Origin of the sequence: Gordonibacter massiliensis (ex Traore et al. 2017) (assembly GCF_019731765.1) — a bacterium.
Lineage (GTDB): Bacteria > Actinomycetota > Coriobacteriia > Coriobacteriales > Eggerthellaceae > Gordonibacter > Gordonibacter massiliensis.
Window position 1 is genome coordinate 117625 of the sequence record NZ_JAASIO010000003.1, and the last position, 21756, is coordinate 139380.

A 21756-nucleotide genomic window follows, 5' to 3' on the forward strand; every position below is an offset into this window, starting at 1 on the left:
CACCCCTCACACCCATTTCCGATTTTGGAAGGGGGGTGACCCTCTATGGATGATACGCTGCTTGCCCTTACCGGAGCGATCTTGCAGGTTCTCGGGCTGCACGTTGCGTTGTTGGGCGTGCTGCTCGGGGCGGCCGAGCTTCTGCTGAAGCTCGTGTCGATAGATAAGCCCCGGTCGTCTGACGAAGACGAACCGGGGCACAGCGCATAACATCCGAACCGCCGAGACGACCCGAGTGCCGTGGGGAGTTACCGCTCCCTGCAGCTCGCCTGCATTATAGCAAACTCACCTCTCAAACGTAACCGCTAAGTGCCACTTATTTCGGACATGTACCCTTTCATGCAGCCTTCGCGTTACCGGGGATGGCCGAGGCAAGACAGCACCCTCATCGTCCCCGCCCCGCAGGTCGAAAAGAACCAATTACCCCAAAGCCACGTCCAGAATCATCATGACCAAGAACCCCGCCATAACGCCGAGCGTGCCCACGTTGGAGTGCTCGCCCAGGTGCGCCTCGGGAATGAGCTCCTCCACCACCACGTACATCATGGCGCCGGCCGAGAACGCCAGCATCCACGGCATGTACGGCGAGATGAGCCCTGCGAACAGCACCACCAAGATGCCGAACACCGGCTCGGCCAAGCCCGACAGCGTTCCCAGCGCGAACGCCTTCGGCGAGCTCATGCCCTCCTGCAGCATAGGCAGCGCCACGGCCGCGCCCTCGGGGATGTTCTGGATGCCGATGCCTATGGCCAGCGCCACCGCCATGCCGAACATGGCCGGATCGCCCCCGTTCTGGGACGCGATGGCGAACAGCAGGCCCACGCTCATGCCCTCGGGGATGTTGTGCAGCGTGACCGCCGTGAACAGCAACGTGGGGCGATCCCACTTGCTGGGCAGCCCTTCGGGATCCTTCTCGCCCGGATGCAGATGCGGCAGCAGCTGGTGCAGCACCATGAGGAACACCACGCCTATCACGAACCCGCCCGCCGCGGGTATCCAGCCAACCTGGCCCGCCTCCTCGGCCCGCTCGATGGCGGGGATGAGCAGCGACCACACCGACGCGGCTATCATAACGCCCGCCGCGAACCCCAGAAACGCCCGTTGAATGGCCATGCTGTTGCGCTTGCGGAACAGAAACACCGACGCCGAACCCAGCGTCGTCATCAAGAACGTGAACCCGGTGCCCGCCGCGGCCCAGAGAAGCGCGGTTTGCATGTGCGCCCTCCTATCGTATCGCTCGTCGCCGACCGCACCTCAAGAAGGGGGCAGCCGGCACGTCATCTTTACTGAAGCTCAAAGTGTAAGCCTTTTCGTTCGGTTCATCCGCCCTTATTCGGTCGGCGTTACCGAGCCGCTCTGCACGCGCCGAGGTTGCAGGGCGCCGATACGCACGGGCAGCCCGGAAGGTCGGGGGCGCCTTTCATGGTGCACGGCGCAAGCGCGCGAAGGGACGTCCGCATCGAAACCCACCGAAGAACGCCCTTCGCAGAGGCGGGCCCGGGCTGTCCGTTCGACAATACGCAGCTTCGCAGCTCGAGCGGGCGGGTCAGGCCCCTCCCCTACAGGACGACCGCGAAGCGCCCGATTTCAATCGCTTTTTTATAACCATAGAAGTCATGGACAAAAATCATAGCCCTGGTCGATCCGACCGCGAGAAACGAGAGAGCCGCTTCCCGCCATCAGGCTTTTTGCCGCAACGCCCTGTCCCTGCGCACGCAAGATCAACCATAAGTCCCGATTTTGTCCCCGAACGCGCTTCTCGGCCTATCGCCCCTACTTTAGAGTGCACCGCCCCAGCACGCAATGAGGCCGGGGGGATGCCCCGGCCTCATCGAAAGGAATGCCGACAGCGTGCTTGGCGTATCCTTAGTTCACCCACAAGCCCTGCCGCAGAGCGGCTACGCAATATCACGAGACTGTAACTTGGCGAAGATAGTCTTTTCGTTTATCATTGCGGTTTTGTTCTCTACTGTCGGACATGGTGGATTATAGGCCCTTTGCCAAGCAAACTGAACCCCTTTTGCCCCTTTTGTGCACGTGAGCAACGAAACCGTTACCGTCGTCAACAGTACGTTTAACCTCCCACGCCCTTCGAAAACCGCGCTCATCCCTTCTTTCGCGTGCTTCGAGAGCCCTTCGCATTCTTCGGCGCCCAGTCCCGCAGGCCGGGGACGGCGCCACCCGCGATCTCCCACAGATAAAGGCTCGCCACGGAACCGTACGGCGCGTAGCGGCGCCGGTACTTCGCAAACAGCTGGGGCGTGATGCGGCGATGGTGATGCAGCATGCGCAAGCCGCGCTGGATGGCCAGGTCGCCGTAGCTCATGATGTCGGGCCGCTGCATCGAGAACGTCATGAGCATCTCGGCCGTCCACACGCCGATGCCCGGAAGCGCCGAGAGTCGATGGCACACCTCGTCGTCGGGCAGATCGGCCAAACCCTCCAAATCCAGCTCGCCCGACAGCACGCGCTCGGCGCTGCCTTTGATATAGCCCACCTTCCGAAACGACAGCCCGAACCGCTGCAGCTCGTCGTCTGAACAGGCGGCGATGACCTCAGGCGTGACGTCGCCGAACGTATCGGTCATACGCTTCCAGATCGTGACCTGCGCCTTCGTGGATATCTGCTGGCCCACGATGCAGTTCACGAGCGACGCGAACAAGTCCGGCGTCACCTCGCGGCGAACGGGGCCGATGATGTCGATGGCCTCGGACAGGCGCGCGTCGCGCGCCTTCAGGTGGGCTATCGCCTGCTCGTCGTAGGGGAAATACTGCGGCTCTCCCATCGGTGTCCTTCCGCCGTGGCCTCTCCATCCAGTATAGCCGCACCGCTGCGGGGTGGGCACCCGAACACAAGGTGCGAGTCGACGCACAGGAAATCGACGTTCGCGCGCTCGCACGTAACCGCATGTGGTCGCCGAGCGGTCGGCAACATCCTCGCTGCGGAACAAGCCGACCGTAGCCAGACGCAACCGAAAGGGGTACCATCGACTCAGCAAAATGGCGGGCCTCGCGCGCGCCGACGTTCACGGAAAAGGGGGAAACCATGAAAGACCATCCGGTGCGGAACTCCATCTACAACGTGTATTTCAGCCCGACGAAGGCCACCCAGACCATCGCCTACGCCGTCGCCGACGCCATCGCGGCCGACCGCGACCTCACCAGCATCTCCATCAATCTGACGAAGCCGAACAGCCGCCCCGTGCGTGCCGGCGGCCAGGCGGGCGACGTGTTCCTGTTCGCTTTCCCCGTGTACGGCGGGCGCGTTCCCACCGTGCTCATGGACTGCATCGACCAGTTCGAAGGCGACGGCGCGAAGGCCGTGGTGGTGGGCGTGTACGGCAACCGCGACTACGACGACGCGCTTCTGGAAGCCGCCGACCTGCTGAACGAACGCGGCTTCAAGGTCATCGCCGCCGGCGCGTTCATCGGCGAGCACTCCATGGCCCCGCGCGTGGGCGCCGGCCGCCCCGATGCCGACGACCTGGCCGTGGCCGCCCAGTTCGGCCACGACGTGGCCTCTCTCATCGAGCAGGGAGCGAGCGAGACGCCGGCCATCAAGGGCAATCGCCCCTATCGCGACGGCATGCCCGACGCCGACGTGCGCCCTGTCACGACGGACGCCTGCACGTCCTGCGGCATATGCGTGAAGCTCTGCCCCATGGGCATCATCGACGCCGACGATCCTACGCAGGTGGAAGCGGGCTGCCTGCAGTGCAACGCCTGCGTCAAAGGCTGCCCCGAAGGCGCCAAGCGCTTCGAAGGCGAACAGGCCGCAGCCATCGTGGCCATGCTGGAAGGCAACTGCATGGCGCGCAAGGAGCCCGAGCTGTTCCTGTAGCAAACGGACGAGGCGAAGGGGTGCGGCGGACCGGCATCCGCAACCCTTCGCACCGGGCAAAGGAAATCGATGCGGCTGTATCAAAAGCGTCGTTTTCGCTTATCGTGCAGGGCAAGGGCTCTGCCCTTGCCGTCTACCCGCGGAAGCGTTGCTTGTCGAGCGGCAAGGGCAGCGCCCTTAACCTTCGGAATGGTCAACGCGAACGAGCGCTTTGACAACTTTTGATACAGCCCCATGCTCGTTCCGACCACGCGGTCGCCTCCCCGGGCGGCCAACAGGCCGCCCCTACGAGGCAACGACGCTCTCATTAATCCAGAATCGCCTCGCCCAGCACCGAGTCGAAGCGCACCGACGTGCCGTCGACGTAGGCCACGTTCCAAATGCGGTAGTCGAGCGAATCCGGCACGTCTTCGGAGCTAAGCGCGCAGTCTTCGCCCGACGTGTCGACTTCCGCCCCGGCATCGCCGCTCGTCGGCGCGCCCTCCGAAACGCTCCCGGCATCGGCCGCCCCGTCGCGATCGCCGTTCGTCGCGTCGGTCGGGTCGTCGCCGCGGCGCAGGGCCGCTTCGGCCTCGGCCAGGGCGTCGTCGAGCTCGGCACGGGTGGGCTGCTCGGTCTCGCGCGCCGAGCCTTCCCAAGCGTTCTCGGCGTCGGGATCGGCTGCGGCCCAACCGCCCTGCGCCTCGTCGTCGATGCCGGCGGCCTCCGTCACAGCGGCTATGACGTCGGACGCCGAGGACGAGCCGCGCTCTTCCCGGCCGATCGCGCGTTCGGCCGCCTTCGCGCCCACGACACCTTCGGCGGGCGCGCTGCCGGCGTCCTCGCGCTGCGCGGCGATGCTCGCGCACGCGGGAATGCGGATGGCCGCTATGGGGTCGGCACCCAGCGCTCCCTCCCGCAGCAGGGTGCGGGCCCTTCCCACGTAGCCTGCGGCGGCCGCCGGAATGGCCGACTCCACCATGCGCACGGCGATGGCCGGGCCCGTGCCGAACCGCACTTCCGCCCACGTGAACGGCAGCGCGCACTCGCCGTTGTTGCGGCGTGCGTCGTTCTCGCGCGCCACCAGGGCCGACGTTTCCGCGAACTCCTCGTCAAGCCAGGTGGTGAGCGCCCCTTCCCACAGCGGGTCGTCCTGGTCGTCCACCGCGTTCACGCCCACGTCGAACTCGATGACGTTCGCACGCTGCGACCCCTTCTCGGCGCGGCGCACCTCGGTGGGGGCCACAACCGTGAAGCGGCGCTCGATCTCGGCGTCGGCGTCGCCTTGGAAGCTTTCTTCGTCGAGCACGATATTCAGTTTCAACTCGGGATGGATCGATGCAGGCATGGCGGTTCCTTTCCTCGCTCGCGAGCGCAGCGGCAACGGCGCCCGCGGATAGGTTCGTATCCGCAGCATTATCGTCTCGCCCGCCGCCCCCTCGGCCGCCGTGCGACGGGCGTGACGCAACCGTTGCGCTCCTATCACCGGAAGGCAAACCGACGCGGGCCCTGCTTCCGCCAACCCGTGCTCGACGACCCGCCGCCGTCCGACCGCTATAAGCGTCTTGATGTATTCCTCACATTACGTTTCGGTTATACTGGAATCTCCAGCACACGACGCGCCGACGCCCCCTGGGGTATCGGCGAGGACCGAGGGATCACCTATGCACGACCGCGAGACAACCGCAACCATCGAAAAACTTGAAGAGACCGTCTACGCCCTCTTCCGCGCCCAAAGCGGCTACGAAGACGTGTCGGTGACGGAACACGATCTCGTTGCGCGCATCCAATACGCGTCTGCCGTGGTCCAAGCCGAGAAGGTTGCTCCTCCCGGCGGATGGGACCCGTACGGGCGCTGAGCGGCTCCGTTTTCGCGGTGCAGGTGACAACATACGTTCGAAACGTTCCGATAGGGCGGCTTGTGGTATCGTGGGTGCCTGCAACTGAACACGGTCTGCGCCGAGGGGCGCGGGCACCGGGCAGGAGAGGGGCCGACCCATGCGGAACCACCGCGACGCGCAGCACGACGCCCAAGCGGATGAGAAGCTCGAAAGCGAGATAGAGGCGCTGACGGCCAAGGAGAACGAAGCGGCCTCGGCCTTGAAGCGCAAGATACCCCTGCCGCTCAAAGTGTTCGCCATCCTGTGCATCGTCGCGGGCGTCGCCATCCTGCCCATGATCGGGTTCGTGATCGTGGTTATGGTGTTCGCCTTCCGCGAAGGCGAGTTCGCCGGCGACTCCACGGCCTCCACCGTGCTGTTCTTCGCACTGCTGGCCATCTTGGCCGTGCTCACCGTCATGTTCGTCGTGTTCGGCATCCGCCTGTTGCGCGACAAGCGCCGCCACGCCGCCCAAACCGCCGAAGCGCTCACCGGCTTCATGGTGGCCGGCATCCTGTGCGACATCATGCTGTTCGGCCTGGACGGCACGGTGATCTTCTTCGCCGCCTTCCTCGTGTTCCTCGTGGTGCTGACCAGCTACCTTGACCCGTCGCTTTCCGAAGAGCGCGAGCTGCAGCGCAAGCTGCGCGACATGGAGGTGCGCGAGGACGCCGAGGACGGAACGCTCGGGCGCGACGAGACGGGCAAGGGCTACATCGCGCTCAACTTCTTCAACATCTTCTGGATATTCGTGGTGTGCTGCGTGCTGGGCCTGGTCATCGAGTCGGTCTACCACGTGCTCGTGGTGGATCCCGGGCATTACGAGGACCGCGCGGGCATGCTGTACGGGCCGTTCTCCCCCATCTACGGGTTCGGTGCCGTGCTCATGACCATGGCGCTCAACCGCTTCCACGACAAGAACGTCATCCTCATCTTCCTGGTGAGCGCCGTTATCGGCGGGGCGTTCGAGTACGCGGTGAGTTGGTTCATGCAGTACGCGTTCGGCATCGTGGCCTGGGATTACACGGGCACGTTCCTGTCCATCGACGGGCGCACGAACGGCATGTTCATGGCCATGTGGGGTATCTTGGGCGTGGTGTGGATCAAGCTGTGCCTGCCGTGGATGCTGAAGCTGGTGAACCTCATACCGTGGAACTGGCGCTACGCCCTCACCACCGTGGCCGCCGTGCTCATGATAGCCGACGGCGTGATGACGCTGGTGGCGCTCGACTGCTGGTACGGCCGCGAGGCGGGGAAAGCCCCCGACAGCGCCATCGCGGAGTTCTGCAACGAGCACTACGACAACGACTTCATGAAGGAACGCTTCCAAAGCATGAGCATCGACCCCGACCGCGCCACCCGCGCGAACTAGGGGGAAAGAAGGGGCTCCGTGCGCCGGGCAAAAGGGACGCCGGCGCACGGTGAGGAAGGGCGCGTCGGCGAGGTCGTATACCTCCTATTAATCGAACGTACTCGCCTATTGAGCAAATTTGCGCTCCTATTGAGCAAATTTGCTCAATAGGAGGTCGCGCATCCGGCAAGGGAAGAGGCCGCATGTCCGTGAACCTCCGTAGGGGCGCTCTCCAGAGCGCCCGTTCCGGCGAAGCCGGAAAAACAACCATGGGCCGCGTTTTCGCGCTTCGCGCGAACGGGCGCTCTAGAGAGCGCCCCTACGGAGCCACAGGAAGATTACCGTTGCGGAAAAGTTGCCGTTGCAGGGAAATATCGCTCGAAGATTTGTCCCTTGCACACCCGCGCGGCGTCAGCCGAAGGCGCCTCCTGCTGTCGCCGCACGGGATCCTTCGACTCCGGCGGCTCGCGCCGCCTCCGCTCAGGATGACAGCCTGGAGCCGGCAAATTCCGTTCCTTGCCTCTCCGGCTTCCTACGAGCCCAGCATGATGCGGATGATCTCGTCGTTCGTGGCGCGCATGCCGTCGCGGCCGAGGCGGGCGATGCTGTCGATGGTGTTCTCCACGCCCTTCTTCACGATGCCGTCGCCGCCGTAGAACTGCTGGCCGTCACGGTACATGACGTAGCCTAAGATGCCCGCGTTCACCGAGAACGCGATCTTGCCGGCGCACGAGGGCTTCGCGCCGTCGCACACCATGCCGGCCACGATGGAGAGCGCGTTCACCACGGCGTGGCAGGCGTCCTTGTAGCCGCCGCCGTCCAAATACGCGATGCCGGCACCCGCCGCCGCGCCCGCGCACACCGCGCCGCAGAACGCCGACAGGCGCCCGATGCCCGTCTTCTGATGGATGGCCACCAGGTTGGACAGCACGAGCGCGCGGCGCAGCCGCTCGTCGGACGACCCCAGCTCCCGCGCGTACACGATGAGCGGCACCGACACGGTGATGCCCTGGTTGCCGCTGCCGGAGTTGATGACCACGGGCAGCTCGCAGCCGCTCATGCGCGCGTCGGACGCCGCCGCGGCCATCGCGCAGGCGCGCACCTTCACGTCGTCGCCGTAGGCGCCCAGCATCACGCTGCCGATGTTCGCGCCCCAGTCGCCCGCCAGACCCTCCTCGGCCACGGCGCCGTTGCAGGCGATCTGCCTATCGAGCAGCTCCCGCACGTCCTCCAAGTCGACGGTCATGGCGAAGTCCCAGATGCCGGCCATGTCGAGCACGCTGCGATCCGTAAGCCCCTCGGCGGTGCCGGCCTCGGAGGCCAGGGGCGCCTCGTGCAGCACTTCGCCGTCAAGCTCTTCGCGCACGATGTTCGTGTGGTAGTCGGCTATGCGCACGAGCGCCGTGCGGGCGTCGGAGGCGTCGGACACCCGCACGACCACGTCGAAGTCCACCGCGTCGTCCGTGCGCGCCACCTCGATGGGCACGCGCTCAAGATAGCCCGCGATGGCGCGCACCTCGTCAGGCCCCACCTCGGCTATCACCTCCAGCTTGCGCTCGGGCTTCCCGGCCACGATGCCGGCTGCCGCGGCCGCCTCGATGCCCTTGAGGCCCCCCGTATGCGGCACGACCACGCTTTTCGCGTTCTTGATGATGCTGCCGCTCGCCTCAACGTGCACGCGGGCGGGCTCGGCGCCCAGCAACTCGCGCGCACGCGCCGCCGCCAAAGCGATGGCTATGGGCTCGGTGCAGCCCATAGCGGCGATGAGCTCTTCCTCCAATATGGAAACATAGGCGCCGTAGCGCTCGTCGGTCCGATCCATGCTCCGCCTTCCTCGCAAATCCGTAACCCCATGATAGCACGCGGACGATGGCGGCGCCCCTCGCGCAAATTGCCACCGGCAACCATGAAAGCCGAGGCTATAATAGGGAACCATAGCGCTCAGCCAGCGAAAACAAGGAGATGAGCTTGCGCAAGCGGGGCACATGGGGTAAGGGGCTCGTCGTCATCGCCTTCTGGGTGCTGGGTGCCGCCATCCTTATCTTCACGCTGTCGCAGGTGCGCGACTTCGCCGGCATCATCAACGACTCGGGCGTCGTGCGCGGCGGCACGCAGCGGGTGGTGAAGATGGAAGTGGCCGGCAAGTCGGCCCCGTCCACCGAGCAACGCGTGTCCTCGCTTCTGGAAAAGCTGACCGCCAACGAGCAGAACCGCCCGTACAAAGGGCCCGAAACCCACGAGTTCATGGACAAGCTTACGGCCGTGTCCAACCAGTGGAAGCTCATCGAGGACGAGATCGACGCCCTCGATCGCGGCGAGGGGTCGGTGAGCCGTCTTCTCGAACTGAGCGAGACGCACTTCACCCTCGCCGACGAGATGGTGCTATCCGCCCAGCAGCGCGCCGAGCACGACTTTCTGTGGATGGGCGCCATCTGCACCGTGCTGTTCCTGGCCGCCGCGACCATCATGCTTTTCATGCGCAACGATCGCATCTCAAAGCTCAAAACGGCCTACTTCACCGATACGCTCACCAAGCGCAAGAACATGCTCGCCTTCGAGGAGCAGGCGCAGCAGCTCGTGTCCGGCTCCGCCGGAGGCACGTACCTCGTGGCGTACACGAACATCTCGAACTTCCGCTACATCAACGAAACCTACGGCTACGATGCCGGCGACCGGCTCATCATCACGCTGGCGCGCCTGCTGGACAACGCGTGCAAGCGCGACGAAGTGGCCGCCCACGGCAACGCGGACCACTTCGTGCTGCTCTTGCGCAACGAGCCCCAGCGCATCGAGAAGCTGTACGAGCACCTGGAGGAGAAGCTGCGCTCCGCTCCCGACCTGCATTTCAACGGCGTGCTTTCGCTCGGCTGCGGCGTGCGCGAGGTCGAACAGGCCAGCGACAGCATTCCGCTTCTCGTGAGCGACGCCATCGCCGTGATGAAGGAGGCGCCCGCCGAAGGGGGCATAGCGCGCTACGACCAAGCGTTCCGCGACGCCGTCGACCTCAAGAACCGCATCGAGCGGCACGAGGACCACGCGCTGGCGAACCGCGAGTTCGCGCTGTACCTGCAGCCGAAGAACCGCCTGGCGAACGGCTCGCTCGCAGGCGCGGAGGCGCTCGTGCGTTGGGAATCGCCCGAATTGGGCTTCCTGCCGCCCAATTCGTTCATCCCCCTGTTCGAGAAGAACGGCTTCATCGTCCAGCTGGACTTCTACATGCTCAAGCGCGTCTGCCAAAGCTACCCGATGACCCCCGCCTCCTCGGGCGAGGCGCTTGTCGTGTCCGTGAACTTCTCCCGCGTCACCATCCTGCGGGACGGCTTCGTCGAACGCCTCCTGCGCGTGGTGGACGGGGCCGGCGTTCCCCACGAAGCCATCGAGATCGAGATCACCGAGAGCGCGTTCGTCATGGACGAAGACGCGGTCATCGCCAAACTCGAGATGCTCAAGGCCCTGGGGTTCCGCTTGGCCATGGACGACTTCGGCACCGGCTACTCGTCGCTCAACCTGCTGCGCAAGCTTCCCATCGACGTGCTGAAGATCGACCGGGGCTTCCTGGCCGAGAACACGGACGCCGAACGCTCGCGCTCGGTGCTCAAGGGCGTGATCGACATGGCGCGCGACCTGGGGCTGACCATCGTTTGCGAAGGCGTGGAAACCGAGGGCCAGATCGCCATGCTGCGCGAGCTGGGCTGCCCTATCGCCCAAGGGTTCGTGTTCTCCAAGCCCTTGCCGGAACGCGAGTTCCGCAAGCTTTACGATATTCCGGACAGCGGTTCCGAGAGCCTCTGAATCCACGCTAAACCTTCGATGCAGATAGGAGCAGGTGCATGAGCAGCGACGTTTCGAACAACCCTTCGATGCACCGCCATACCTACGTCATAGACCGCGACTACCGCGTCGTGTACATGGACAAGGCGGCCCACCGCGTGTTTCCTGCAGGCCAGATAGGCGCGCTGTGCTACGAATCGTTCCGCGGCGCGAGCGAGCCGTGCAAGGACTGCCCGTGGCACGGCCACGAGCACGACGCCGCCACCCAAACGGTCATCTTCAGCGCGCGGCGCGACCTGTGGTACGAGATCACCTGCCTCGAAACCGACTGGTTCGACCGCGGCCCCTGCGTGCTGTTCTCGGGAAGGCCCATCACCGACCAGAGCCGCAGCCTGTTCGCCTCGCTCAGCGAGCCGTCGTCCTACGACGAGCTGTTCGAAATCAACATGACGAACGACTCCTACAAAGTGCTGTACACCGACCCCGACAAGTACGTCATGCCGGCGCTCGAGGGGAAGCTCAGCACCATGTTCGAGGACGTGCTGAACAACATGATCAACCCCGAAGACCGCGACCGCTTCCTCGAATTCTGGGACTTCGCCACCTTGACCGCCCGCCTCGAGCAGGCTGGCGGCGCCCTGCGCGGAGAGTTTCGCAAGCGCTTGTGCGCCGGCGGCTGGGGATGGGCAGCCCAAACCGTCGTTCCCGTCAAACGCGGCGAGAACGGCGAATCCGTGGTCATGTGCTTCATCTCCGACATCGACGCCGAAGTAAAAAGCCGCAAGGAACGCGCCGAGACCGCGCAGATACAGCGCTTGAGGGAGCGCGACCAGCTCACGGGCCTTTACAACGCCTCGACGCTGTACGAGAAGGCGGCCGAGCTGCTGGCGGCCCACCCCGACCAGAACTACGAGGCCGTCTACTTGGACATCGAGCACTTCAAGCTGTTCAACGAATGGCACGGCCGGGAAGCGGGCGACAACATACTGCGCGCCATAGCCGACCGGCTCTCCGCCATCGCCCAGCGCTTCGATGGCGTGGCGGGGTATCTGGGAGGCGACGACTTCACCCTCGTGCTGCCCTGCGGCATCGTCACCAGCGAGAACATCGAGGAGCAGTTCAAGCTTCCGCCGTTCGACTCCGAGGACACGATAGGCTTCCGCCCCGCCATAGGCATCAGCTCCATCGATCGCGCGAACGGGTCGGTGAGCACCGCCTGCGACCACGCCATGCTGGCCATGGCCTCGGTAAAGGGGTCTTTCGCGCATCGCGCGGCCTGGTACGAGAACGCCATGTCCGAAGAGCTGGAAAGCGAGACCAAAACGCTGCTCGAGGTGCAGCAGGCGCTGAGGAGCCACGAGTTCGTGCTGTACTGGCAGCCCCAGTGCAACACCCGCACGGGCCGCATCGTGGGTTTGGAGGCCCTCGTGCGTTGGCAGCACCCGGAACGCGGCCTGGTCATGCCGGGCGACTTCATCCCCGTGCTCGAGCGCAACGGGTTCATCGCAAGCCTGGACCTGTACGTGTGGGACGAAGCCTGCCGGCACCTGCGTTCGTGGATCGACCGCGGCAAGCGTCCCATACCCGTGTCGGTGAACATATCGCGGGCCGACCTCTACGCCATCGACGTGGTGGATACGCTCGAGAGCCTGGTGCAGAACTACGGTTTGGACCATCATCTGCTGGAGCTGGAGATAACCGAGAGCGCCTACGCCGAGGACGAGAAGATGGCCGAGGCCGTGGGCGAGCTGAAAAAGCTCGGCTTCACCATCCTCATGGACGACTTCGGCAGCGGGTACTCGTCGCTCAACATGCTGAAGGACATCACCGTCGACATCCTCAAGATAGACATGGGATTCCTGACCCGCGAGAGCGACGCCCAGCGCAGCGAGAGCATCCTCGAAGCCGTGGTGTCCATGGCGCGCCTCATGGACCTGCGCATCATCGCCGAGGGTGCCGAGACGAAGGAGCAGGTTGACTTCCTGCAGGATATCGGCTGCGACTACGCCCAGGGCTACTATTTCCATCGCCCCATGGACACCTCGAAGCTCGAGGCCCTTATCAGCAACGACGACGCCGTCGACTACCGCGGCGTGCTCAGCCCCCTGATGGAGCTGATAGACATGAGCGCCCTGCTGAACGAGGACGAGACCAGCCGCACCATCGTCGACAACCTCATCGGCGGCATGGCCGTGTACGCCGCCTACCCCGATCATTTCGAGCTGCTGCAGGTCAACAACGCGTACTACCGGGTCACCGGCTGCAACTCCGTCGACTTGAGGGAGCGGCAAAGCCACATATCCAAGCAGGTGCACCCCGACGACCTGCCCATCGTCATGGATCTGTTCGCCCAGGCCGAGCAGCATCCCGTGTCGGGCGCCGAGGGAACGTTCCGCCGCTACCGCCTCAACGGCGACCTCATGTGGCTGCGCATGAAGGCGTTCTTCCTCAGGCGCGAGCAGAGCCGCAACATATTCTTCGCCTCGCTGGCCGACGTGACCGAGCAGAAGGAGCAGGAAGAGGAGCTGCGCTCGTCCCAATCGGCGCTCAGCAACGTGCTGGGCCTGCCCTTCGCCGAGAAGAGCCTGGACGACATGACCACCGAGAACCGCCAGGCGGCCGCGCAGGTGTTCATGCAGAACGTGCCCGGCGGACTCATCGGCGGGTACTGCGAAGACGGCTTCCCCTTGCTGTTCGCCAACGAGGAGGTCGCCCGCATGGCGGGCTACGACACGTCGGAGGAGTTCGTCGAGGCGATAGACGGGATGGTGGCCAACTCCATCCACCCCGACGATATGCCCCAGGTGGTGAAGGACATCGGCCCCGAGTACTACGAAGGGCTCGAGTACACCACCCAGTACCGCATGCCCCGCAAGGACGGAACCTGGTTCTGGGTGGCCGACCATGGCCGCATCGTCCGCACGAAGAACAACCGCCTGGCCATCGCCAGCGTGTGCATAGACATCGACAACACCGTGAGCATGCAGAAGCAGCTGGCGGTGGAGGACGAGATACTCTACCGCATCATCCGCCGCGCCAACCTGAACGCGTGGATATACGACATCGAGCACGACTCCATCACGTTCCAGAACCTTTCGTCGAACGGGATCGCGTCGCTGCTGGCCCAGGCCGACGCTCCGAGCGCCGCGTCGAAGGACGCCGCCGGCGCCGAGGCGCTGCCCGACGACGTGGGGCGCATCCTCAAGCGCATGGCGCGCGAGGTGCAGTGGGGCCGCAACGTCGTGCGCGACATCGAGGTGCAAACCGACGATGACGAGCTCATGAAGCTGCGCGTCACCTGCGAAGCCGTGCTCGATCCCAGCGGCAAGCCCGCGCGCGTCATAGGCTACATGGAGGAGTCGAGGCTCGACCAGCCCGCCTCCCACCCCTCCGCCACCAGCAGCAGGCTGCTCGAGATGCTGAAAGGCAAGGCGGTGGAGCACTGGTACGTCAACCTGAGCACGAAAAGCTTCCTCAGCGAGGCCGATCGCAAGGCATGGCGCAAGGCAACGGGCATCGTCTTGGAAGACTGGTCGGGCATAACGCCCGAAGACCGCATCGGCGAGATCGTCCGCTCGCAGAAGGACGCGTCCGCCGTCGCCTCCTTCCTGAGCTTCGGCGCCATGCTCGCGCAGTTCGAAAAGGGCAACCGGTTCGGCTCCCTCGAATACCGCCAGTCGAGCGAACAGGGCGAGCGGTGGATGGAGCTGAGCTACCGTCTGATACGCCTCGAGGACGGCGGAAGCGTGTTCGCCCATATCTCGGTGTCCGACATCGACGAGCGCAAGCGCCGCGAGCTGGAGCTGGAGGACAAGGCCGCGCACGATGCGCTCACCGGACTCATGAACCGGCAAACCGCTTCCACATTGCTGCCGAGCGCCCTGGAGGAGACCCTGCGCAAGGGCACGTCGGGAGCGCTCATCATCGTCGATCTGGACGACTTCAAGCAGGTGAACGACGAGTACGGGCATTTGGCGGGCGACGTGGTGCTGTCGGGCATCGGACGGCATCTGAAAGGCGCCTTCCGCAAGAACGACCTGGTCTGCCGCTGGGGCGGCGACGAGTTCATCGTGTACTGCGACGATATCAGCCGCAGCAGCCTTTCGCGCCGGGTGGGCACGCTCTGCGACACGCCGTGGCGGACGCAGGTGCAGTGCGGCACGTCCATCGAGCTGTCCGCGTCGGCCGGCATCGCGCTGGTGCCGGGCCACGGCTCCCGGTTCACCGAGGTGTACGAGCGCGCCGACGAGGCCCTGTACTGCGCGAAGTCGGACGGCAAAGCGCACTTCCGCTTCTACGAGGGCAGCTAAGGCGAGCAGGGGGGTCGACCCGAACGTCAAACCGGCGGCGTCTGCGGCGGCTACACGCCCAAACCCACCGTCATGTGCATCATGTAGAAGGCGAAGCGCATGACGAAGATCCCAGCCAGCGCGAGCGCACCGGCCGTCACGGCACGGCCGACCGTCAGCGAGCGGGCTTTCTCGCCGCGCGCGCAGAGAACCTGGGCGTCCACGCCGACGCCCGCGAGCGCGAGCGCACCGAACACCGCGATCATCAGGCCGTAGTACGGCACGAGGTCGGCCGCCGACACGAACGAGTTCTCGATGCGGGGCAGGGCGGCGCTCTGCAGCCCGAACGACACGAGGTTCGCCGCCAGCGCCGCCGCGGACAGCGCCACGAGCACGCGCCCGAACCGTCCCTCCACCGGCCGGTAGCGCGCCGCGCGCAAACCCACCACGGCGAGCAAGGGCCCGCCCACCAGCGCGTTGAGCCACAGGTTCAGCGGCACGTACACCGTGTACCACGACACGATGGTCTCGGCCGCGTACGCGAACGCCACCGACGTGATGAACACGACGCCCGCCACCATGGCCAACGCCATCCACCCGCGCTGCAAGCCTGTGCGCGGTTGCTGCGAGAACGAGTAGAGCCAGTACACCCCCGCCAGCGCCAGGAACACCACGGCGCAGAACACCTCGGTGGACAGCGGGCTGCGGCCCACGCCCAAGAACACGTACAGGGCGTTCGCCGGATTGCCCAGGTGAGTGGCCGAGGCCACCAGCCCCACCATGGACGTGACGAGCGGAATGCTGAGGAACTGGTTGATGCGCCGCCTGACGTCGGCAGGCAGGTTGCCGCGCAGAAGCGGCAGGCCCATGAGGATGAACGCGACGACGCCCGACGGCGCGAGCGTCGTGAACAAGACGAGCGTGATCTCGCCGAATGCGGTGTTCACCCCCGACAGCACGGGCAGCCTAGCGGTAGAACCGCGGGTAGGTCACGTCGAGCGCAAGCTGTGCCTGGATGCCCTCCAAGCTGGCCTGCGCCAAGCGCGCGAGCCCCTCGTAGAACGGTTGGTCCGCGACACCGGCCAGCTGGTCCAGGAAATGAGACGACCACGTGAGCAGGTGCAGGCTCAGGTACTCGTCCAACGCTTCGGGGCGGTTGCCGGCAATCCACGCCATGAGCACGAGCATGAGGCCGATGTGGTCCTCGGGCGTCTTGTCGTCCACGAGCCGCTCGATGCCCTGCTCGCGCATCCAAGCGCGCAGCTCGAGCGTGGTCTGGCCGAACACGACGCACTCGCGGTCGGTGTACACCGAGCCCCACGGCGGCGCCGGCTTCGGCGCGGGCCCGATGAACAGGCGGCGGTACTCCCATACCAGGTCGTCGTCCTCGGCGCCCTTCGCCAGACCCTCCTTCATGAGCCCCAGATCGCGCGCGGCCTCCTCGTCGTCCACGAACGGCCACTCCACTGCGGCCGCGTCCACGTCGAGTTCCGCCAGCGCCTGAAACGCCGCGCCCGCGTCGCCCGTCTTCGGATCGTTCAGGAACAGCGGCCCGAGCGTCTCGCCCACGAACACGACGCCTTCGAGCACCGCGTCCTTGTTGTCGTCCATATCATTCCCTCTCTTTTCGCGCGCTTCAAACAAAGCAGGGTACGCTGCCATTGTAGCGTACCCTGCTGCTTCACGGTCGATCTGTCAGGAGCTCGAAGCTAGAAGCTCAGGCCCACCGACAGCTGCACGGCATAGAACACGAGACGTGCCACGAAGATGCCGATGACGGCCATGACCGCGCCGAAGCCGGCCATTCCCACCGGGCTTTTGCCCATGAGCGCCGCCACGGTGCCCGCCGCCGCCAGCACGAAGCAGGCCACGGCGACCGCGAGGTAGATGGTGACGTCCGCCACGAGGTCGGCACCGGACACGAGCGCGTTCTCCAAAGAGCCCACGCCCATCACCTGCACGCAGAAGCCCACGATGGCCAGGAGCGCGCCCACCACGACGACCACGAGGGCGGCCATCTTGTAAGAGCCCTTGAGCGCGTCGGTCAGCGACCCGGCCAAGCCCAGCACCAGCGTGCCGAGCGGCATGCCGCCCACGAGGGCGAAGCCCAGCAGCTGCACGATGGTGAGCGGCGAGTTCCAGGAGGCGATGGTATCCATCATGTACGCCATGCCGGTGAAGCAGGCGAACACCACGGCCGCCAGCGCCACGACGGAGACGAAGCCCTTGCGCGCCCCGCCGTTCAGCTTGCCGGTCAGCGCCACGATGACGTACACCAAGGCCAGAACCACGAAGATGGAGCCCACGAGGATCTCGTTCGACAGCGGCGAAGACCCGATGCCGGCGAACACGAACGGAGCGTGCATCGGAGAGGCCAGGTGGAAGAACGAGGCGACGAAGCCCACCAGCACCACGACGAGCGGGATGATGGTCATGCGGTCGATCTTCTTCACCTGCTCGTCGGAGAACTTCGTGGTGAGGAAGGCCAGGGCGAGCGCGACGAACGCGCCGGCGCCCATCGGGGCCAGAGTCGTGAACAGCGCCAGAGGCAGTTCGGCGAATGCGGCCTCCATGCTACATCACCTCCAGGGGGTTGACGACCTTGCCATCGGCGCTGCCCGCGGGCTTCGCGTCGGCCGAGGGCTTGATGTACAGGTTCGGGTTCGTGTAGGTGGGTTCGGGCAAGGGCGCGATGTTGCCGCGCTCGCCCATCTTGGACATCTCCTCGACCGGGCCGAAATCGAGTGCACGGGCCGGGCAGGCCTCCACGCACACCGGCTTCTCACCGGCCGCCACGCGCTCGGCGCAGCCGTCGCACTTCACGGAGTGGCCTTTCTCGCGGTCGACCTTCGGCGCGTTGTACGGGCAGGCCATGTGGCAGTAGCCGCAGCCCACGCACTTGTCGGCGTCGACGGAGACCAGCCCCGTCTCGGCATCCTTGTGCATGGCGCCGGTCGGGCACACCTTCGTGCACGCCGGGTCGTCGCAGTGGTTGCACGACATGGACAGCGGGTAGCTCGTGCACGTGCTGGTGAAGCAGCCGTTGGCGTCCTTCTTCGACTCGCCGCTCGTCACCTCGTACACTTTGCGATACGCCACGCCCAGATCAAGATCCTTGTAGTCTTTGCAGGCCATCTCGCAGGTTTTGCAACCGGTGCAGCGAGTGCCGTCGAAAGAAAATGCATAGTGCGTCATGATCTATCCTCTCCTTTCCTCGCCGCTTAAGCCTTCACGACTTCGCAGATGTTCGTATGCTGCGGGTTGCCCTTCGACAGGGGCGAGGGACGCTGGGTGGTGAGCGTGTTGATGCTGCCGCCCTTGTCCACGCGGTCGCCCGCCATATCGGCGTCGTGCCACGCGCCCTGGGACACCGCCACCGTGCCGGGAACGACGCGGGGCGTGACCTTTGCCAAGAGCTCGATCTCGCCGAACTCGTTCTTCACGCGCACCTTGTCGCCCTGGGCGATCTTGCGCGGCTCCGCGTCGACCGGGTTGATCCAGGCCTCCTGCGGGTTGACTTCCTTGAGCAACTCGACACCGCCCCAGGAGGAGTGCGTGCGGCCGCGATAGTGGAAGCCGGACAGCGCCAGCGGATACTCATCGGTCGTGTTCTCCACGCCGTACCACTCGGGCAGGTAGACGGGAATTGGCGGAATCGTATCCAAACCAGAAATGGTATCGTCCTCGGCAAGCTCCCAGCCCTCCGTGAACTTCAGCACCTTCTCGGAGAATATCTCGATCTTGCCGGACGGGGTGTCAAGTGCGCTTCCCACAGGATCCTTGCGGAACTTCTCCATGGATATCTTGGCCTTGCCGGGACGCACGTAGACGCCCTGCTCCATAGCCTCCTCGTAAGCAGGAAGCTTCTCGTCCTTCTCACGCGACTTCTCGTAGAGCTCCTTGATCCACTCTTCCTCGGTCTTGCCCTCGGTGAACTCGTCGGCTACGCCTAGCTTTTCGGCCATGAGGCTCGCCATCTCGTACGCGGTCTTGCGCTCGAACTTGGGCGTCGTGCACGGCTGGCCGCTGATCATGTAGGCGTTGTCGCCGCCTGTGCCGATTTGCGACAACTGCTCGAAACGGAACAGGTCGGGCAGGATGACGTCGGAGTACTTCATGGAATCGCACATAACCGTGTCGATGCCCAAAATGAACTCGCACTTGCTCTCGTCGGCCAGGACGTCGTGCGCCTTGTTGATCTCGGAGTGCTGGTTCGTCAGGCAGTTGCCGGCGTAGTTGATCATGTACTTGATGCCCACGCTGAGCTTATCGACGCCCTTGACGCCAGCGTTCTTGGAAGTCATTTCGGGGCCGTGATCGATCGCATCGGTGAAAAGGAAGCACGGGATGGAGGCCTTCACCGGGTTCGTGCCCTTCGGCATGCTCTCCAACGAGATGGAGTTCGAGCCTTCGCGCGTGCCGTTGTTCGTGCCGGGCAGGCCGATCTGCCCAACGAGGCAGGGCAGCGCCATGATGGCCCATGCCGTCCACTCGCCGTTGCTGCGACGCTGCGGGCCCCAGCCCTGGTTCACGTAGAGGGGCTTCGTCGTGCCGATCTCCTCGGCCAGGCTCTCGATGCGCTCGGCCGGGATGCCGGTGATCTTGGCGGCCCATTCCGGCGTTTTCTCCACCTTGTCGTAGCCTTCGCCCATGATGTAGGCGCGGTAGGACATGTTCTTACCCCTATAAGCCTCGGGCATGCTCTCCTCGTCGTAGCCCACGCAATAGGTGTGCAGGAAGTCCAGGTCCACCATGTCGTGCTTGATGAGGTAGTGGGCGATGCCGGCCACCAGGGCGGCGTCGGTGCCCGGGTTGATGGGCAGCCACTGCTCGGAGTGGCCCAAAATGGAGTCGTTCATGCGGTAGTCGATGACGTAGATCTTGCCCTTCGTCTTCTCGCGAAGATGCGCCCAGTCGTAGTGGGACACGGCACCGCCCTGACGCGTCTCGATCGGGCTCGATCCGAAGATGAGGATGAGCTCGGCGTCTTCGGCGGCGGACAGCGTGGAGCCGCTCGACTGCTTGGAGCCGTACATGTACGGCGTGATGCAGGAGATCTGCGCCGTGGAATAGCTGTTGTAGAAGTTCAGATAGCCGCCCACCAAGCTCAGCAAACGGTTGAACGGGCGGGCCGTCGAGGCGGAAACGCCGGTTGCGTACGGAATGTACACGGCCTCGTTGCCGTACTGGTCGATGACCTCTTTCAGCTTCGTGGTCGCCAAGTCGATGGCCTCGTCCCAGCTGATCTGCTCGTACTTGCCCTCGCCGCGCTTGCCCACGCGCTTCATGGGGTAGTTGATGCGGTCGGGGCTGGCGAGCCAGCGGCGATAGCTGCGGCCGCGCAGGCAGGCGCGCGGCTGCGGGTCGTCGAAGCCCGCGTCCTTGCTGGTGTAGGTGTCCACCCACACCACCTCGTCATCCTGCACATGGAACTTCAGGCTGCAGCGTCCCGGGCAGTTGATGGCGCAGTGGCCCCAGGTGATCTTCTCTTCGGACGCGGCATGCGCTTCGGGCACACCGGCTCCGAAGAGCGAGTCCGCAGCGGCCACGCTGCCGCCGACGGCTGCCAGCGCACCGAGCGCACCGGTCGTTTTCACGAACGTTCGGCGGCTCAGACTCGGCATGATGTCTGACATGACACTCCCCCTTCTTTCGTCTTCTCGCACGCCCCGCGCCTCCCGCGCCGAGCGCCTCGCCTCGCCCCCTCATCGGTTCGCACCGAGACGGCGAAGGTTCGATAACGAGGCCCACCTTACCGTTAACCGCGAAGCCGCGTGTCACATAAAATGTGGTAACTTTGAGTTTCAGCAGATCATCAGAGGGTTACTCACCCTGCGAAGCGAAGGATCCACCCTCGATGCCCCATCGAGGCCGCCCGTCCGCCCGCGATCGGAACGAGCCTCCCCCTTGCCTCAAGCGGTTTGCCGGCCGTGCATCGTCAGCGCGCGGCACCCGACACGGCCGCTCTTTTCATGAACGAGCTCAGCATAACGGGAGCCATGTTGAGCACCAGATTGGGCTGCGTCAGATCGGGCGCGGGAAGCGGCGGGACGGAAGCCAGGCTTCCATGCGCGGCGCGCAGCCGGTCGATGTCGTCGAAAGCGAGCGCGTGCTCGGAGCAGGCCGACACGCACGCCGGTTCGGGATGCGACCCGAACGCGTCGGCGCAGGCGTCGCACACGTGCGTCCGGCGACGGACGGGATCGTGCTTCGGCGCCTCGTAGGGACAGGCCGAGGCGCACGCCCCGCATCCGATGCACTTCGAGGCGTCCGCGGTCACGATGCCCGTGGCCGCGTTTTTGAGCTTGGCGTGGGAGGGGCACGCGTCCACGCACGGCGGCGCGCTGCAGTGGTGGCAGCTGAGCGAGAGGAAATAGGTGAACAACGTGGTCGAGCAGGTGCCGTCGGCGGCCTCCTCCCACACGCCGCCCTCGTAGCGCGTGACCGTGCGGCACGCTTCGCTTCGCGAAGTTCCGCACCGTTGGCAGCATGCGTCGACGCACGCCTCGCAACCGGTGCACTTGAGTGCGTCGAAGTAGAAACCGTACTGCACGCTCTTGTCCTTTCGCCAGCCTTGCAACATGGTATCGTCAAACGCAACGACAACAAACGAGGTCAAGTATATTCGCGGTATTCTGTGGCCGCG

At 65.0% G+C, this 21756-nt stretch carries 16 protein-coding genes; 6 read left to right on the plus strand and 10 right to left on the minus strand.

Annotation, left to right across the window (positions count from 1 at the left end):
• Window positions 1-45 precede the first annotated feature (45 nt).
• Window positions 46-210 carry a hypothetical protein gene (locus tag HCH03_RS05655; RefSeq protein ID WP_221688705.1) on the plus strand — a complete coding sequence of 55 codons (165 nt, stop codon included), beginning with the start codon at window positions 46-48 and terminating at the stop codon, window positions 208-210.
• Window positions 211-420: 210 nt separating this feature from the next.
• On the opposite strand, the gene HCH03_RS05660 is transcribed toward HCH03_RS05655, so the two are convergent.
• Together HCH03_RS05660 and HCH03_RS05665 are read right to left on the minus strand one after the other, a co-directional pair.
• Complete coding sequence (locus HCH03_RS05660; RefSeq protein ID WP_080143870.1) at window positions 421-1215, minus strand: ZIP family metal transporter; 795 nt, start codon at window positions 1213-1215, stop codon at window positions 421-423.
• 889 nt (window positions 1216-2104) lie between these two features.
• Window positions 2105-2785 (minus strand): DNA-3-methyladenine glycosylase family protein, encoded by a 681-nt coding sequence (locus tag HCH03_RS05665; protein WP_221688706.1) that lies wholly within the window; start codon window positions 2783-2785, stop codon window positions 2105-2107.
• A 260-nt stretch (window positions 2786-3045) separates the two neighbouring features.
• Here HCH03_RS05665 and HCH03_RS05670 point away from each other — a divergent pair, with 260 nt between their 5' ends.
• The gene (locus tag HCH03_RS05670; RefSeq protein WP_185904465.1) at window positions 3046-3840 is read left to right on the plus strand and encodes a 4Fe-4S dicluster domain-containing protein; all 795 of its coding nucleotides are present in this window, start codon (window positions 3046-3048) and stop codon (window positions 3838-3840) included.
• Window positions 3841-4147: 307 nt separating this feature from the next.
• Here the strand turns inward: HCH03_RS05670 and HCH03_RS05675 are convergent, their stop codons facing one another.
• Window positions 4148-5167, minus strand: a complete 1020-nt coding sequence (locus tag HCH03_RS05675; RefSeq protein WP_221688707.1) for a hypothetical protein — start codon at window positions 5165-5167, stop codon at window positions 4148-4150.
• A gap of 316 nt (window positions 5168-5483) precedes the next feature.
• Here HCH03_RS05675 and HCH03_RS05680 point away from each other — a divergent pair, with 316 nt between their 5' ends.
• Window positions 5484-5678, plus strand: coding sequence for a hypothetical protein (locus HCH03_RS05680; protein WP_185904463.1), 195 nt, complete (start codon window positions 5484-5486; stop codon window positions 5676-5678).
• 139 nt (window positions 5679-5817) lie between these two features.
• Window positions 5818-7071, plus strand: coding sequence for a putative ABC transporter permease (locus HCH03_RS05685; RefSeq protein WP_221688708.1), 1254 nt, complete (start codon window positions 5818-5820; stop codon window positions 7069-7071).
• Window positions 7072-7582: 511 nt separating this feature from the next.
• On the opposite strand, the gene HCH03_RS05690 is transcribed toward HCH03_RS05685, so the two are convergent.
• Complete coding sequence (locus HCH03_RS05690; RefSeq protein ID WP_221688709.1) at window positions 7583-8872, minus strand: L-cysteine desulfidase family protein; 1290 nt, start codon at window positions 8870-8872, stop codon at window positions 7583-7585.
• 140 nt (window positions 8873-9012) lie between these two features.
• On the opposite strand from HCH03_RS05690, the gene HCH03_RS05695 reads away from it, so the two are divergent.
• Together HCH03_RS05695 and HCH03_RS05700 are read left to right on the plus strand one after the other, a co-directional pair.
• Window positions 9013-10842 (plus strand): putative bifunctional diguanylate cyclase/phosphodiesterase, encoded by a 1830-nt coding sequence (locus HCH03_RS05695; protein WP_221688710.1) that lies wholly within the window; start codon window positions 9013-9015, stop codon window positions 10840-10842.
• A gap of 38 nt (window positions 10843-10880) precedes the next feature.
• Window positions 10881-15131, plus strand: coding sequence for an EAL domain-containing protein (locus tag HCH03_RS05700; protein ID WP_221688711.1), 4251 nt, complete (start codon window positions 10881-10883; stop codon window positions 15129-15131).
• 50 nt (window positions 15132-15181) lie between these two features.
• Here the strand turns inward: HCH03_RS05700 and HCH03_RS05705 are convergent, their stop codons facing one another.
• From HCH03_RS05705 to HCH03_RS05730, 6 genes are all read right to left on the minus strand, one after another.
• Window positions 15182-16069, minus strand: coding sequence for a dimethyl sulfoxide reductase anchor subunit family protein (locus HCH03_RS05705; protein ID WP_221688712.1), 888 nt, complete (start codon window positions 16067-16069; stop codon window positions 15182-15184).
• A 7-nt stretch (window positions 16070-16076) separates the two neighbouring features.
• A complete protein-coding gene (gene dmsD / locus HCH03_RS05710) occupies window positions 16077-16721 on the minus strand; it encodes a Tat proofreading chaperone DmsD (RefSeq protein WP_221688713.1) in 645 nt (214 codons plus the stop codon).
• 98 nt (window positions 16722-16819) lie between these two features.
• The gene (locus HCH03_RS05715; RefSeq protein WP_221688714.1) at window positions 16820-17683 is read right to left on the minus strand and encodes a dimethyl sulfoxide reductase anchor subunit family protein; all 864 of its coding nucleotides are present in this window, start codon (window positions 17681-17683) and stop codon (window positions 16820-16822) included.
• A 1-nt stretch (window position 17684) separates the two neighbouring features.
• Window positions 17685-18305 carry a 4Fe-4S dicluster domain-containing protein gene (locus tag HCH03_RS05720; protein ID WP_221688715.1) on the minus strand — a complete coding sequence of 207 codons (621 nt, stop codon included), beginning with the start codon at window positions 18303-18305 and terminating at the stop codon, window positions 17685-17687.
• Between the two features lie 26 nt (window positions 18306-18331).
• Window positions 18332-20746, minus strand: a complete 2415-nt coding sequence (locus HCH03_RS05725) for a DMSO/selenate family reductase complex A subunit (protein ID WP_221688716.1) — start codon at window positions 20744-20746, stop codon at window positions 18332-18334.
• A 302-nt stretch (window positions 20747-21048) separates the two neighbouring features.
• Window positions 21049-21663 (minus strand): 4Fe-4S dicluster domain-containing protein, encoded by a 615-nt coding sequence (locus tag HCH03_RS05730; RefSeq protein ID WP_221688717.1) that lies wholly within the window; start codon window positions 21661-21663, stop codon window positions 21049-21051.
• Window positions 21664-21756: the final 93 nt, after the last annotated feature.